Here is a 15,414-nt window from a genome sequence, read left to right as displayed (position 1 = left end):
TGAGAAGCTTACAGCTCAGATTAGTTTCGCAGCCTCTTGGATCGATGATCACCTCGGTGACTATCTTCAAAAGTTACGCTAGGTACTACCGAAGCGCTCGACGCGCCGTCACTCGATCTCCGTGGTCTGGTTGAAATTGACGAGTTCTACGTCTCTGCCGGCCTGAAATGCCGCGAGCGCGACTGATGGTCGCACTCTCGCGGCCCCGCACACGCGGGCGCGGGACGTATGAAAAAAGACAAACCGCCGGTGTTTGTTCTCGTGGATCGCGGCACCGAGCAGCGGTATCTCGTGCCGGCGAAATCCGCAGACGAATCGACGATCNTGTTTGTTCTCGTGGATCGCGGCACCGAGCAGCGGTATCTCGTGCCGGCGAAATCCGCAGACGAATCGACGATCCGGCTCCTGCTGGCTGGCTGCCAGCAGGAGCCTCTCACCGTCTATACCGACGGATTTCGCGCGTACGATACACTCGAGGAAGACGAGAGTTTTGAGCGTGAATACGTCGTTTACGGTGACGGTGAATACGCCGACGACACGATCCACGTGAACACGTGCGAGAGCCACGCGTCGCTGGCGCGACGGTGGCTCTCGCCGCATCGAGGCATCTCAAACGATCGCCTCACACAGTATTTCTGAGTGTTCCAACTCAGAGGAGAGCTCTACCGCAAACCCGGACGAGAAGCACTCAAACACGCCGTCAAAGCAACTCTCTGAAATCAACAATGTGCTACACAAGAGCGTAAACGAACGTCCGTTTCGGCCGAAGCCGCGCAAAGGCGTTCATAGCCGCGGGGTCGGGGGAACGCGAGGCACCTCGCTATTTATAAATAATCAGCCTCGCCACCGGATCACGGTCGCGGACCACGTGTACCCCGTCCCGGCCGCGAGCAGGCAGCCGAGGTCGCCCGGTTCGAGGCGGCCCGTCTCGACGCCCTGCTCCAGCGCGAGCGCCTGGTCGACGCTCTGGACGTGGCCGTACTCGTCGAGGTAGTAGCCGTCGCTCTCGGGGTCGAGGCCGAGTTCGTCGAGGACGCGTTCGTGGAACGACCGCTTCATGTGCGTGAGCGCGACGAAGTCGAGGTCGTCGCGGTCGAACCCGGACCGCTCCAGCGCGGTGTCGGCGACCGAGAGGTACGCGGGCAACGAGACTGGCCCGAGTCGCTTTTTCATCCCGTCCGGGTCGGGGACGTCGAGGGTGTGGAGCCCTTCGCGGACCGTCTCCTCGCTCGGCGGGCGCTTCGACCCGCCCGCCGGCATCACCACGTCGTCGGCGAACGAGCCGTCGGTCTCGGCCGCGCTCGCGTGAACGGCCGCCCGAGCGCGACCGTCGAAGGGGGCGGTCTCATCGTCTTCCGACTCCTCGTCCGCCGCCTCGACGACGAACGCGCTCGCGCCGCTGCCGAAGTTGAACATGAAGGAACTGCCCTCGTTGCCGTAGTCGACGAGGTCTTCCTCGCGGCTCGCGGCGACGAGCAGGGCGGTGTCGATCGGTTCGGCCTCCAGCTGCGCCGTCACCTGTCGGAGCGCGATCGGCGCGCCCGCACACAGCGTGTAGCTCTCGGTCGCGTACGCGTTCGTCGCGCCGAGCCGGTCGGTGATCGCGGCCGCGGCCGACCAGACGACGTGGTCCTTGTACTCGGAGCCGTGATAGAGGACCACGTCGAGGTCGGTCGGGTCGACGTCGGCGTCCGCGAGCGCGCGCTCGGCCGCCGTCACGGACATGTCGGTCGCGTGGTCGCCGTCCGGCGGGCAGACGTGCTTCTCGCGGACGCCCATCTTCTCGACGACGACCGCCTCGGGGATACCGCTCTCGGCCGCGATGGCCTCGCCCGTGATCGTCTCGTCCGGGACGTAGGTCCCGACCCCGGTGATTCCGACGGTCATGCTCCTCCCCGGTGCCGCGTTCGGCCCGTTTGGTCGTGTCGCGTGGGTTCGCCGTGTCTCGTGGTTTCGATCATGTGTCGTGTGTCAGAGTCCGGCCCGTCCCGCGTTCTCGGCGCGACGAGGGCCGCTGCGCCGCTGGCCCGCGACGCTACCGGAAGTAGCGCCGCAGGTGGTCCGGGAGCCGCTTCCCGACGGTGCCGCCGAGCCGGTCGCGCAGCGTCCCGAGGATACCGTTCGGGACGAACAGCACGAACAGCACGAAGACGATCCCGAGGTACAGCGGGGCGCGCCCGTCGACCGCGGTGTTGACGAACAGCTCCAGGCTGATCCCGAAGAGGTCGGCTTGGAGGACGCTCTCCGGGAGCCGCTCTCGCAGCAGGGTCGCCACGCCGCCGCTCTCCGTCGAGAGGACGTCCTCCAGCCCCTGCGTGAACAGGGTCCCGTAGATCGGTCCCGCGAGGGTGCCGAACCCGCCGATGATCGTCGTGATCAGCGCGTCGGCGGTGACGAGGAAGTAGAACGTCCCGTCTGGCGCGACCGACCGCGAGTAGGCGGCGAAGATGCCGCCCGCGATCGCCCCGAAGAAGCCGCTGACCGCGAACGCGGCCAGCTTGAACCGGTAGGTCGGGTAGCCGACGGCGCGCGCTCGCTCCTCGTTCTCGCGGATCGCGATCATCACGCGCCCGAACGGCGAGTGGATGATCCGCTGCATCGCGAAGTAGCAGACGACCACGACGATCCCGAGCGCGTAGTACGAGACCACCGTCGCCGACAGGTCTACCCCGAGCCCGAGCAGGTTCTCGACGCTCTCGCCGGTGAGCCGCCCCACGTCGAGGCTGAGCGCGTCGACGTAGGGGACGCCGATCGCGAGCGCGTCGCCGCTCACCGTCGCGCCCTCGGTCGGGTTCGTCGAGACGTACCCCCACGAGCGGATCAGCTCGTAGATCACCTGCGCGAACCCGAGCGTGATCATCGCGAAGTAGACGCCCGTGAGCCGGAACGACACCGACCCGATGACGAGCGCGAGCAACCCGGCTACCACCGCGCCGAGCAGGAGCGTGATCATGAACGGCGTCCCGCCGGGGACGCCCGGCACCTGCCCGTTCGCGGCGAGGACGACGAAGTACGCGCCCGTACCGAAGAACGCCGCGTGGCCGAACGAGAGGTAGCCCGTGTAGCCGCTGACGAAGTCGAAGCTCATCGCGAACAGCCCCATGTACAACACCACGATCATGAACGTGACCGCGGGGAGGAACGCCTCCGCGAACGGGGCGGCCGGCGTCGCCAACAGCGCCTCGTAGGCGAGCGGGTACAGCAGGAACCCGAATATCACGGCCGCGTGAACGGCGTGGTCCCGCAGGTACTCGCGGAGCCCGCCGGTCGCGGTCGACGGCGGGATCGGGTCCGATTCGTCGACGGGGGCGTCCGTTTCGTCCACGGGAGCGCCCGCGTCGACCGAGTCCTCCGGGGCGTCCCCGTCGGCGGAGCGGTCGGGGTCGCTAATGGCCCCCCACCTCCTCGACGCCGTACAGTCCCTGCGGGCGGATGATTAGCATCACCACGAGCAGGAGGAAGATGGTCACCTCGGAGAGGCCGGGGAAGGTGACGATCCCGGTGGTGAACAGCCACGTCGTCACCGAGTCGGCGATGCCGACGATGCCGGCCGCGACGAGCGTGCCGGTGAAGCTCCCGAGCCCGCCGATAATGACGACGACGAACGCGTACAACAGCACGTCGACGCTCAACAGGACGCTCGGCCCCCAGATGGGGTCCCACATCAGCAAGACGCCGCCGACCGCGGCCAGCCCGGTCCCGACACCGAACACGACGGTGAACGCCTGTCGCACGTCGATGCCGAGCGCTTGGACCATCTCCGTGTCCTCGCTGCCGGCGCGAATGTAGAGCCCGTACAGCGTCTTCGTCAGGAACGCCCAGACGGCGACCGCGACGAGCGCGCCGATCGCGATCTCGAAGAGGTACAGCCGCCTGACGCCGATCCCGAGCAGTTCGGTCCGGCCGAGCAGCACGTCGGGCGCGGTGGCCATCGGCGCCTGCCACTGCGGGTTCGGCTGGATCCCGCGGAGGGTCAACACGATCCGAGCGAACTCCTCGATGATGAGCGAGACGCCGAACGTCAACAGGATCTGGTAGGTGGGCGTGCGGTCGTAGATCGGTCGGATCAGCGCCACCTCCATCGCGCTGCCGGCGGCGGTCGTGACCGCGAACACCAGCGCCAACGCGACGAAGAACACGAGTATCGTCGCGAGCGTCCCGGTGTTCGCGCCGACGACGAGGACGAGCACCAGGCCGCCGAGGTAGGCGCCGACCATCGCTATCGCGCCGTGCGCGAAGTTGAGGACGCCCATCAGCCCGAAGACGAGCGTCAGCCCCACCGCGATGGTGAAGTACACCGCGCCCTTGCCGATCCCCTCGGCGAGCACGCGGGCCGCTGTCTGGAGCCCGTCGACCGTGCCGCCGGTCGCGAGGAGCGCGCTCGGATCGACGAGCGGTGCGATCTGCGAGACGACGGCGGCGAGCGGTCCGAGGCTCATGCCGTCAGGTACCTCCGAATTCGCTCGTCATCGCTCGTGACGCCGGCGGTCTCGCCCTCCTCGACGACGACGCCGTGGTCGACGAGGTAGAACCGGTCGGCCAGATCCATCGCCAGCCGGAAGTTCTGCTCGACGAGGACCATCGTGGTGTCCGCGGAGGCCGCGCGCAGCGCCTCGACGACGTCCTCGACGATCTGGGGCGCGAGCCCCTCGCTCGGCTCGTCGACGAGCAGCAGGTCGTTGTCACCGACCATGCCGCGGGCGATTGCGAGCATCTGCTGTTGGCCGCCGCTCAGGTCGCCCGCCTCCTTGTCCGCGAAGCGGTCGAGCGCCGGAAACAGCTCGTACGACTCCGCGGTTCGGGCGTCCGGGTCGGCCGCCGAGTGGGCGGCGACGCGGAGGTTCTCCTCGACCGTGAGATGTGAGAACACGCGACGTTCCTCCGGGACCCACCCCATCCCGCGGGCGGCGATCTCGTGGGGCTCCATCCCCGTCACGTCCGTCCCGCCGAACCGGACGGTCCCCTCGCGGGGCGGCGTCAGCCCGAGCGCGGTCCGGAGCGTCGTCGTCTTCCCGACGCCGTTCCGGCCGACGAGGGCGACGATCTCGCCCGCATCGACCGACAGCGACAGTCCCTGAAGGATGTGGCTCTCGCCGTAGTAGGTGTGGACGCCGTCGAGTTCGAGGGCCGTCACCGCGGCTCACCCCCGGCGCGGACGCGGCGGCCGCCGTCGGCTGCGGCATCGCCGTCGGCGACGTCTCCGTCGGTGGCTTCGTCGTCGGAACCGTCTCCCGCCGCTTCGGATCCCTCGCGACCGTATCCCCCGAGGTACGCCTCCTGAACGGCCTCGTCGCCGCGCACGTCCTCGGGCGGCCCGTCGGCGATCAGCTCGCCGCGGTGGAGGACGGCGATCCGGTCGGAGATGTCCATCACCACCTCCATGTTGTGTTCGATGAGCATCACCGAGTGGTCCTCGGCGACGTCCTCGATCAGCGCGACGACGTCGTCGACGCCCTCGCTCGACACGCCGGCGGTCGGCTCGTCGAGCAGGAGGAGGTCGGGGTTGCCCGCGAGCGCGACGCCGATCTCGAGGCTGCGCTTCTCGCCGTGGCTCAGGTTCTGCGTGACGGTCTCCGCCTCGCCCGCCAGCCCGATCCGTTCGAGGATCCGCGTCGCCTCCGCGTAGTGGTCCTCGAAGTCGGCCACGTTGCGCCACAGCTTCCACGAGTCGCTCCCGCGGCTCGCCTGCGCGGCCACGCGGACGTTCTCCAGCACCGACAGCGTCGGGAACAGGTTCGTGATCTGGTACGACCGGTGGATCCCCGCGAGCGCCGTCTCGTCAGGCGAGGCCGCGGTGATGTCGATCGCCGAACCGGTCCCGTCGGCACCGGCGGAGGCCCCCCCCGCGTCTCCGCCGCTCTCCGGGTCGAACCGGATGCGTCCGTCGGAGGGCTCCAACACGCCCGTGAGCAGGTTGAAGAACGTCGTCTTCCCCGCGCCGTTCGGACCGATGATCGAGCAGAGCTCGCCGGTCTCCAGCGCGAAGTCGACGCCGTCGACGGCGGTGATGCCGCCGAAGCGCTTCGTGAGCCCCTCGGTCTCCAGCAGCATTACAGCGAGCAGCCTGCGTCCCCTTCGGGCACCATCACGTCCTCGGCGTCGAGCCGTTCGAGGGGCTCGCCGGGCATGATCGGCGCGTCCCACGTGTCGGCGAACTCGTCGGTCGTCGGCACCGGCCACGCGACCGTCATCTGCGAGGCGGCCTGGTTGTTGTGTTCTTGGAACGTGTACCCGTCCGTCCCCTTCGGGGTGTCAGCGACGGTCATGCCGCGCAGCGCGTCCGCGATGTCGGCCCCGTCGGTGGAGCCGGACTCCGAGACGGCCTGCGAGAGCGCCGAAGCGGCGGTGAACGTCCCGGAGCTGAACAGGTCGGGGACGATGCCGTACGCGTCGACGTGCATCTGCCGGAACTCCTCGTTGATCGGGTTCTCGTACTGGTTCCAGTGGTACCGGCTGGTGAACGGTCCGAGCCCGGCGTCTTTGATGTCCTGCGCCGTGAAGTCCTCGCCCAGCGCCGACTCGATGGTGCCGCCGATGAGCTTCGTCGTCAGCAGGGCGGCGAACCCGCCGAACACTTGGACGTCGTAGGAGATGGCCGACGTGAGGAACTGCGGCAGCGTCGACGCCGTGAAGCCGCCGACGACACCGGTCGCGCCGTCCGAGATCGCCTGTTCGAAGAGCCCGTCGAACTCGGAGTAGCCGACCTCGACGAACCGCGGTTCGAGGACGTCGACCCCGCTGGCCTCCAGAACCTGGGTGTAGTTCTCCGCGACGCTCTGTCCGAACGCGTTGTCGGACGCGAACACCGCGACCGTGTCGATGTCGAAGTTCTCGGCGACGTACGTGCCGCCCGCCCGTGCGTCCATCGCGGTGTGCTCGCTCGCGCGGAACGCCAGCGGGTGACAGAACTCGTCGCTCACCGTGATGCCGGCGTCGGCCGCCGGACCGATGAGGTAGGGCACGTCGGTCTCGTCGACGACGGTGTCGATGAGCCGGCGCGCGCTGTCCGAGGAGGTCCCCCCGAACAGGATGTCGACCTCCTCGTCCAAGACGAGGTCGGTGGCGACGCTCTGGGCCGTGTCCGGACTGAAGCCGGTGTCCTCGACGATGATCTCGTAGGTCGGCCCCCCCTCGGGCTCGACCGTGTACGTGCCCGGCGTGGCCTCCTCGATCGGGTCGAGGTCGTGTTTGTACGCCAGCCCGGAGTAGAACCCCCGGAGGCTGATCTGCCCGTAGTACTGGAGGTCCCCCGAGGTCGGCTGGAGCGCGCCGATCCGGACCGTCTCGCCGGAGAGGTCGCCCCCGTCGGAGCCGTCGCCGCCCGACCCGTCGCCGCTTCCGTCAGAGCCGTCTCCCCCGTCCATCCCGTCGCCGCCGTCCGAGCCGTCCCCCCCGCCCGAACAGCCGGCCAGTCCGGTGAGTCCGGCCGCGCCGACCGCGGCCCCAGTTCCTCGCAGATACGCTCGTCGTGTGTGTTCGTCTCGCATACACTACTCGAGGACGGACACCACTATGAAGGGCCGAGTTAAGATGTTAACAGTTCTCGCAGTTCCGACGGAATACGCGGAATACAGCCCCCGAAACCGCGTTTTTCGCCCACCGTGCTTCGCGATCGATTCTCGCGGCGCCCGCGCACAATTCCGCTCGGAGTCCCGTTGGCAATTCCGCTCGGCGTTCCCCTTGCCCGGCTCTATTCCAGCCGGTCGAGCGCGGCGACGACGCTGCGGAGGAGCTTCTTCTCGCCGCGGCGCATGTTCTTCGAGACGGCCGCGGTGGAGACGTCGAACTCGTCGGCGAGCGTCGACAGCGTCGCCTCGCGCGGGGACTCGAAGTAACCGGCGTCGGCCGCGGACTCGATGGTCTCGCGCTCGACGTCGGTCAGGTCTCGGCACGCGTCCAGCATCGTCGAGGCCGCGTTCGCGTTCCGCATCGTATCGAACAGTGCCTCCATCGAGAGCTGCGAGCGGTCCTCGACGACGAACTCGTTGCCCTTCTCCAAGTCGTGAAGCGCCGCCTCAGTCGTCGACTCGTCGTCGAAGCCGACCTGCCAGCGCTCGGAGCCGTCCTCGATCAGGAACGGCCCGGTGATGTAGCCGCCGTGGTCCGTTATCGTCGACATCGCGTTCGTCTCCTCGATGACGGTCCGGATGATCGCCGTCCCGTCCTGCTTCGAGAACAGGCTGTACTCGGCCATGTTCTCGTGGTCGCGGAGCGCGGTGAGCCCGTCGCCGAGCTCGTAGCGGTCCGGCGACTCGACGAGCAGCCGAGTCTCCAACTGCTCTGCGGCCGTGTCCAACTGCCAGTGCATGGCGGAGAAAGAGACGTCGTGGTCCGCGGAGGTGTCGATGAACGGGCAGTCGAACTGCTCCATATCCATCGTGACGTCGAGCATGGCCCCTCCTTATCTTCCGCGTATATAATGGTTGTTCCTGCGAATTGCGGAGCGACCGCGCGAGAGCGGCTGTGGACCCGAACGTCGGTGAGTGAGCGCTTTCTACCGGCCGAACCGCTCTTTCAGCGCCGCGCGGTCGATCTTCGAGGGCCCGGAGGTCGGCATCTCGTCGACGAACGCCAGTTCCTTCGGCACCCCGTACCGGGCGACGCGAGCGGCGAGGTGCGACTCCACGTCGTCGAGGGTGAGCGACTCGTCGCCGACGAGTATCGCCTTCCCGACCGTCCCCCACCGCTCGCTCGGGACGCCGATCACGACCGCCTCCTCGATGTCTGGGTGGTCGGTGAGCGCGTCCTCGATCCGGGGCGGGTAGACGTTCTCGCCGCCCGAGACGAACATGTTCTTCTTGCGCCCCTCGATGTGGTAGTAGCCGTCCGCGTCGACGCGCGCGAGGTCGCCGGTCGACACCCAGTCGCCGAACGTCTCGGCGGTCTCCGCCGGTTCGTTCCAGTAGCGGTCGGCCGCGGCCGGCCCTGCCAGTTCGAGTTCGCCGACCGTCCCGTCCGGCACCGGCCCGTCCTCGTCGACGACGCGCGCGTCGACCGCGAGCGCCGGGACGCCGACGCTCCCGGTCTTCTCTTGGGGGAAGTCGTCGGGCATCGCGAAGTTGTTCGGCCCGCACTCGGTGAGGCCGTACCCCTGCGATATCTCGACGCCGCGGTCGCGCCACGCCGCGATGACGCTCTCTCGGCAGGGGCCGCCGCCGCTCTTCACGAACCGGAGCGATGAGAGGTCGGTGTCGTCCCACTCGTCGTGCCGGGCCATCATCCGCAACACCGCGGGGACCGCCACGAGCGTCGTCGCCGACTCGCGCTCGACGTCGCGCAGGACCCGCCCGGGGTCGACCTCCGGGCTCAACAGGATACGCCCGCCCATCTGGAAGAAGGGCACCGTGAGCACGTTCCACCCGCCGGTGTGGAACATCGGGAACACCATCGGCGTCACGTCGTCCTCGCGGAGCCCCCACGCGGTGATCGTGTTGAACGCGTTCCAGCGGATCGCGCCGTGGCTGATCACCGTCTCCTTCGGGGTCCCCGTCGAGCCCCCGGTGTGTAAGAGGAGGTGCGGGTCCGCGAGCGACACGTCGGCGGTCTCGACCGGCGAGCCGTCGGCGGGCAGGTCGCGGGTGTACGGTCGCCAGGCGTCGTCGCCGTCGGTCGGGATCGATCGGACCGCGGGCTCGACGTCCGCCCGCTCCAGCGCGTCGATGACGTCGCCGCCGAACGGGGCCTCGACGAGGAGCAGTTCGGGGTCGACGGTGCCCAGCACCGCGGCGAGGTCGCGCTCGGCGAGGCGGTGCGAGAGCGGCGCCAGCACCGACCCGGTCTTCCCGGTCGCGAAGTACAGGTCGACGAGCTCGACGCGGTTCCGGGAGACGACGGCGACGCGGTCGCCCGCCTCGACGCCGGCGTCGCGGAAGAAGCGCGCGGTCCGGTTGGCGCGCTCGTCCAGCTCCGCGTACGTGTACTCGGCGTTCGCGGCCGTGTCGGTGACGGCGACGCGGTCCGGCGAGAGCCGCGCCCGCCGCGCCGACAGCGACCCGACCCACTCGTACCCCCGGTCGCCGTGCGGGTGCGGTCGCGGGTCGCCCCCGTCCTCGCTCTCTTCCGCGCGCTCGTCGGACCGAGAGTCGTTTCCGGTCGCCATCTCAGGCGACCTCGCCGAGGAAGGTCCGGATCCGGTCGTTGACGCGCTCGCGCTCCTCGATGAAGAAGAGGTGCGGCCCGCCGTCGAACAGTTCGACATCGGCGTGCGGGAGGCGGTCGGCGAGTAGCTCCGCGTTCTCCGCGGGGAGCACCCGGTCGGCCGTCCCGTGGAGGATCAGCGTCGGCACGTCGACCGCGTCGAGTCGGTCGCTCGCGTCGAACGCCGCCACCGCCGCCGCCTGCGCCTCGCGGCCGGTCGGCGTCGCGTCACCCGCGAGCCGCCAGTCGACGATCCGGTCGACGAGTTCAGGCTCGCGCTCGTAGAACCCGTCGGAGACCGCGGGCTCCATCAGGTAGCGGATCCGCTCGCGCGGATCCGCGTCCTCGGGCGCGGAGAAGATGTGCTCTTGGACCTCCGGCGGCGTCGGGGCCGCGTCGTCGCCCCCGGGCGAGGTACACAGCAGCGTCAGCGAGGCGACGCGGTCGTCCGCGAGCGCCAGCTCCTGCGCGATCATCCCGCCCATCGACGCGCCGCAGACGTGGACCGCGTCGGCGTCGCGGTCGTCGAGAACCGCGGCCGCGTCGGCCGCCATCTCCGGCACCGTGTACGGCCCCTCCGGCACGTCGGAGTCCCCGGTTCCGCGGTTGTCCGGGCGGAGTACCTCGTAGCCGTCGGCCAACGCCTCGGCGAGCCACCGCCACATCCACCGGCCGTACCCGAGGCCTTCGAGCAGCAGCACGGTCGGTCCGTCGGGGTCCCCGTCGACGGCGTAGTCGATCGCCACGCCGTCCCGTGTCACAGTTGGCATACCCGGATCGACCGTGCCGCGGTCCATCAATCCGCGTGTTAACGTTTCAACCTCGCACCCCCTACCGGGGAGCGCGCCCCGCCACCCACACTCAAGGCCGTCGCGGGTGACGGTCGCGCATGGACACCGCCAACTTCCTCTTCGTCTCGGCCGACGCGGCGCTGATCACCGATCTGGCGTGGCAGGTCCGGCGCGAGGGCCACGACGTGAAGTACTACATCGAGGCCGAGAGCGACCGCGAGATCGGCGACGGGTTCGTCCCGAAGACGGACGACTGGCGCGCCGAGGTCGACTGGGCCGACGTGATCGTCTTCGACGACATCTGGGTCGGCTCCGACGTGGGTACCGGCGAACTCGCGCAGGAACTCCGCGCGGAGGGGAAAGCCGTTGTCGGCGGGACGCCGAACACCGACCGCCTCGAAGAGGACCGCGGCTACGCGATGGAGGTCCTCGAAGAACACGGCGTGAACACGGTCGAACATCACCTGTTCCACGAGTTCGACGCGGGGATCCAACACGTTCAGCAGAACCCCGCGCCGTAGGTGATCAAACCGCTCGGAGAGGTCCAGAACGTCAAGCGCCCGCTGTACGTCGGCAACGAGGACGACGGCAGCGACGTGGTCGACGTCCTCCGGGCGTACAAGAAGGCGTGAGGCCACCGGATGAAGGGGTTCCAGCTCCACCGGGAGGTCGAGGGCGTCGACGTCGCGGTCTGCGGCTTCTTCGACGGGAACGAGTTCGTCGACCGGGTCAACTTCAACTTCGAGCACAAGAAGCTGTTTCCGGGGAACATTGGGCCGTCGACCGGCGAGATGGGGACCTCGATGTTCTGGGCGGGCCGGAACAAGCTGTTCGAAGAGACCTTCGGGAAGATCGAGGGGTGGCTCGCCGACGAGGGGTACGTCGGCAGCATCGACATCAACTGTATCGTCAACGAGACGGGCATCTATCCGCTGGAGTTCACCCCGCGGTTCGGCTACCCGACCATCGCGCTCCAGGAGGAGTCGATCGAGTCGTCGACGGCCGAGTTCTTCGCCGACCTCGCGCACGGCAACAAGCCCGAGCCCGAGGTCCACGGTGGGTACCAGATCGCCGTCAGGGTCGTCCTGTCGCCGTTCCCGTTCGACGACGAGAAGACGTACGACGAGAACTCGCGGAACGCCGCGGTGGTCTTCGAGACGGAGGGCCGCGACGGAATTCACCTGAAGGACACGAAACAGGTGGACGGGCAGTGGCGCGTCGCCGGCGAGAGCGGGATGCCCATCGTCGTCACCGGGAAAGACGACACGATGCAGGCCGCGCGCGAGCAGGCGTACGGACGCATCGACGACATCGTGATGCCGAACATGTACTACCGGGACGACATCGGCGAACGCTGGGTCGACGGCGACGGGGATCGGCTCCAAGCGTGGGGGTATCTCGGGCCGCAGGCGTAGCGTAAGCCGAACTTGTAGATCGCTTCGAGGTATCGTTCGTGGAATTCGTCGAAGGACACGGGGAGACGTAGTCGTCAAGGGAGTCGTCGTCTTTCACTTGGATCTGCCTGTGATCGATCCCTCCGCGCCGCTATATCTCGCGCAGCGTCCGCCACTTCGCGGCGACGAACCCCGCCACGATGAACGCGAACCCGGCGACGGTCGCGGGCGTCACTTCCTGTCCGAGGACGAGCCAGCCCGCCAGCGCCGCGAACACGGGTATCACGTACTCGATGAAGCTCATCTCGATGGGGCCGAGGTCGTCCAGCAGCGTGAAGTAGAGCAGGAAGCCGCCGACGCCGGCGACCGCGGAGAGGTACGCGAGCGCGGCGAGTGCGGACGGCGTCCACGTGGCGGCCGCGAACGACTGGCCGGGCAGCGCGAGGACGGCGGCGTGAAGGACGACGGCGCCGATAGCCATCATCCACGCTTGGGTGGAGAGGAACGGCATCGACGGCGAGCGGCTGTGCGTGACGACCGCGGCGACGGCGAACGCGAGCGCGGACGCGAGCACGAGCGAGACGCCGAGGACGCTGGCCGCGATGTTCGCGGGGTCGGGGTCGGCGATGACGACGACGCCGACGAAGCCGAGCGCGACGCCGAGCGCGGTGGCGGCGGTGAACTCCTCGTCGGTGGAGACGAGGCGCGTGAGCGCGGGCGTCACCACGGGGACGAGACCCAGCAGCACGGCGGCGACGCCGCCCGTGACGTACCGCTGGCCGGCGAAGAGGAACGCGTGGTGCGCGCCGATTGTGAGCGCGCCGCCGCCGAGCACGTAGACGAAGTCGTCTCGCGTCCGGGGGCGGACCTCCGTCCCGGAGGCGAACACGGCGGCGAACAGCAGCGCGGCGGCGACGTCGAACCGCACGGCCGCGAACGGCACGGCGGGGAGGTCGGCCAGCCCGACGTCCGTCGCCATGAACGCCGTGCCCCAGACGGCACAGAGGAGCAGGAACCGGCCGGCCGTCCCGTAGCGACTCATTCACGGGCAGGTCGCCGCCGACGGCGAAGTATGCGTCGAACCGCGTCGACGACCCGGCGACCCCCGCCCGCGTCGACGACCCGGCGACCCCCGCCCGCGTCGACGACCCACCGTCTCCCGCCCGCCTCGACGACTCGGCGGCGACGGACTCCGCCCTCCACGGCTTTTTAACGGCCCGGCCCTCTACACGGGGTATGCCGAAGTACTCGACGGGCGGCGGCGGCGGCGGCGACGACGGCGACGCGTGCGAGCTCTGCGGTCGCGAGACCACGGACCTCCGGAAGGCGACGGTCGCCGGCGCGAAGCTGCTCGTGTGTTCGGACTGCCGCCCCCACGACGACGCCGGCAACGCGCCGAGCGGCGGCGGCGGATCCCGCGGCGGCAGTTCCGGGGGCAGCCCCGGCGGCGCCGGCTCCGAGTCGCAGCCGACCGAGAGCCGGAACAAGGAGCTCGCTCGGAAGCAGGCGAAGATGTACGACTCCGCGACCGGCGACTCGAAGCGCTGGGAGGAGGAGGGGACGAGCTACGAGGCGGACCGCCTCCCGTACCTCGTCTCCGGGTACGGCGACGTCGTCACCGAGGCGCGACAGGACGCCGGGCTGACGGTCGAGGAGGTCGCCGCGGAACTCGACCTCGACGAGGACGACCTGCTCGCGGTCGAGGACGGGCGGGCCGCGACCGCCAACGTGGGCGGGTCCGTCGTGCGCGCGCTCGAAGAGCGGTTCGGGATCGACGTCGTCGACGAGTGAGCCGCGCCGCGCAGAAAGCGATCCGCGCCGAGCCGAAACGTCCAATCCGGCGCGGGGCGACCGTCCGCCAATGAAGGCGATCAAGGACAGCGTCCACGGCCACGTCCGGCTCGGCGACCTCGCCACCGAACTGGTCGACACGCCGGCGTTCCAGCGGCTGCGACACATCAAACAGCTGTCCACGGTCCGGCTCGTCTACCCCTCCGCGAACCACACGCGGTTCGAGCACAGCCTCGGCGTCTACCACCTCGCGCGCAGCGCGATCGAGGGACTTGGCGTCGACGCCGACACCGCGGCGCACGTCCGCGCCGCGGCGATGCTCCACGACGTGGGGCACGGCCCGTACGGCCACCAGACGGAGGGGATCATCCGGCGCGCGACCGGGCGCGACCACGACGACGTGGGATGGCTGCTCACCGACGCGGACCGCGAGGTCTGTCGAGTCCTCGAACGCAACGGGCTCGACCCCGAGCGCGCCGCCGAACTCATCGACGGCGAGGGCGCGCTCGGCCCCCTCGTCTCGGGCGAACTCGACGTCGACCGCATGGACTACCTCGTGCGCGACGCCCACCACACGGGCGTCCCGTACGGCACCGTCGACACCGGTCGGCTCGTCACCGAACTCCGGCTGGTCGGCGGGGACGGGGCGGGGAAGTCCGCCGACCTCGTCTTAGATGAGGGGAACGTGGCCACCGCGGAGAGCCTGCTCGTCGCGCGCTCGCTGATGAACGCCGTCGTCTACCGCCACCACGTCTCCCGGGTCGCGGGCGCGATGCTGGAGCGGGCCTGCGAGCGCTACCTCGACCGCACGGAGACCGATGTCGAGGCGTTCCGTCGGATGGCCGACCACGACCTCCTCGTCGAACTCCGCGAGCGCGTCCCGGCGCTCGGCGAACGCATCGAGCGGCGCGACCTCTACAAGCGCGCCGTCTGGGCCGGGATAGACGAGGTGCCGGCGGGGGCGGTCGACGCGGGACGCGCGGAGGAGCGGGCCGCCGAGCGGGAGATCGCTGACGCCGTCGGGATCGACCGCGACGCGGTCCTCGTGGACATCCCCTCGCGCCCGGCGCTCAAGGAGTCCGGCTCCGCCGTCGTCGTCGACGGCGTCCCGCAGCGGCTGGAAGACGCCTCGGAGCTCGTGACCGGGCTCCGGGCCGCCGAACGCCGCCGCTGGACGCTCGGCGTCTACTGTCCCGCCGAACACGTCGACGCAGTCGCGGCCGCGGCGCGGGAGGTCTTGGGGCTGCGCGCGACGGGACGACCCTCTGCCTGAGCGCCGCGGTCGACGGCGGCGCCCGAGC

The 15,414-nt window shown here is 69.4% G+C and carries 12 protein-coding genes and 2 pseudogenes; 4 read left to right on the top strand and 10 right to left on the bottom strand.

Going from position 1 to position 15,414, the window contains the following annotated elements:
• Positions 1-90: 90 nt before the first annotated feature.
• Positions 91-717: pseudogene (locus tag C463_RS17855) on the top strand (IS1595 family transposase); the annotation flags it as partial.
• Between the two features lie 117 nt (positions 718-834).
• Here C463_RS17855 and C463_RS11145 read toward each other — a convergent pair.
• The 9 genes from C463_RS11145 to C463_RS11105 all read right to left on the bottom strand — a co-directional run bounded on the left by C463_RS11145 (position 835) and on the right by C463_RS11105 (position 10,907).
• The gene (locus C463_RS11145; RefSeq protein ID WP_008443805.1) at positions 835-1,887 is read right to left on the bottom strand and encodes a 3-oxoacyl-ACP synthase; all 1,053 of its coding nucleotides are present in this window, start codon (positions 1,885-1,887) and stop codon (positions 835-837) included.
• Between the two features lie 148 nt (positions 1,888-2,035).
• A complete protein-coding gene (locus C463_RS11140; protein WP_080510824.1) occupies positions 2,036-3,220 on the bottom strand; it encodes a branched-chain amino acid ABC transporter permease in 1,185 nt (394 codons plus the stop codon).
• A gap of 166 nt (positions 3,221-3,386) precedes the next feature.
• On the bottom strand, positions 3,387-4,439 hold the full coding sequence (locus tag C463_RS11135; RefSeq protein WP_008443803.1) for a branched-chain amino acid ABC transporter permease: 1,053 nt from the start codon (positions 4,437-4,439) through the stop codon (positions 3,387-3,389).
• Complete coding sequence (locus C463_RS11130) at positions 4,436-5,134, bottom strand: ABC transporter ATP-binding protein (RefSeq protein WP_008443802.1); 699 nt, start codon at positions 5,132-5,134, stop codon at positions 4,436-4,438. Before C463_RS11130 ends, C463_RS11135 begins: the two co-directional genes overlap by 4 nt.
• Positions 5,131-6,051, bottom strand: coding sequence for an ABC transporter ATP-binding protein (locus tag C463_RS11125; RefSeq protein WP_008443801.1), 921 nt, complete (start codon positions 6,049-6,051; stop codon positions 5,131-5,133). Before C463_RS11125 ends, C463_RS11130 begins: the two co-directional genes overlap by 4 nt.
• Positions 6,051-7,487: an ABC transporter substrate-binding protein gene (locus C463_RS11120; protein WP_008443800.1), complete on the bottom strand. Its 1,437-nt coding sequence runs from the start codon at positions 7,485-7,487 to the stop codon at positions 6,051-6,053. The genes C463_RS11125 and C463_RS11120 overlap by 1 nt, the downstream gene beginning before the upstream one ends.
• Positions 7,488-7,690: 203 nt before the next feature.
• Positions 7,691-8,392 (bottom strand): helix-turn-helix domain-containing protein, encoded by a 702-nt coding sequence (locus C463_RS11115; RefSeq protein WP_008443793.1) that lies wholly within the window; start codon positions 8,390-8,392, stop codon positions 7,691-7,693.
• A 102-nt stretch (positions 8,393-8,494) separates the two neighbouring features.
• Positions 8,495-10,099, bottom strand: a complete 1,605-nt coding sequence (locus tag C463_RS11110) for an AMP-binding protein (RefSeq protein ID WP_008443792.1) — start codon at positions 10,097-10,099, stop codon at positions 8,495-8,497.
• A 1-nt stretch (position 10,100) separates the two neighbouring features.
• Positions 10,101-10,907, bottom strand: a complete 807-nt coding sequence (locus C463_RS11105; protein WP_049905843.1) for an alpha/beta fold hydrolase — start codon at positions 10,905-10,907, stop codon at positions 10,101-10,103.
• Positions 10,908-11,026: 119 nt separating this feature from the next.
• On the opposite strand from C463_RS11105, the pseudogene C463_RS11100 reads away from it, so the two are divergent.
• Positions 11,027-12,343 (top strand): annotated as a pseudogene (locus C463_RS11100) (phosphoribosylamine--glycine ligase).
• Positions 12,344-12,473: 130 nt separating this feature from the next.
• Here the strand turns inward: C463_RS11100 and C463_RS11095 are convergent.
• Entirely contained in the window at positions 12,474-13,364 is an 891-nt protein-coding gene (locus C463_RS11095) for a DMT family transporter (protein WP_008443788.1), read from the bottom strand.
• 194 nt (positions 13,365-13,558) lie between these two features.
• On the opposite strand from C463_RS11095, the gene C463_RS11090 reads away from it, so the two are divergent.
• Both C463_RS11090 and C463_RS11085 read left to right on the top strand, forming a co-directional pair.
• Entirely contained in the window at positions 13,559-14,113 is a 555-nt protein-coding gene (locus tag C463_RS11090; RefSeq protein WP_008443786.1) for an XRE family transcriptional regulator, read from the top strand.
• A gap of 70 nt (positions 14,114-14,183) precedes the next feature.
• Positions 14,184-15,386: an HD domain-containing protein gene (locus tag C463_RS11085; RefSeq protein WP_008443785.1), complete on the top strand. Its 1,203-nt coding sequence runs from the start codon at positions 14,184-14,186 to the stop codon at positions 15,384-15,386.
• Positions 15,387-15,414: the final 28 nt, after the last annotated feature.

It is taken from the genome of Halorubrum californiense DSM 19288, assembly GCF_000336875.1.
Classification (GTDB): domain Archaea; phylum Halobacteriota; class Halobacteria; order Halobacteriales; family Haloferacaceae; genus Halorubrum; species Halorubrum californiense.
The sequence above is the reverse complement of the archived record's forward strand: the minus strand, read 5'-3'. Positions and strand labels throughout refer to the sequence as shown.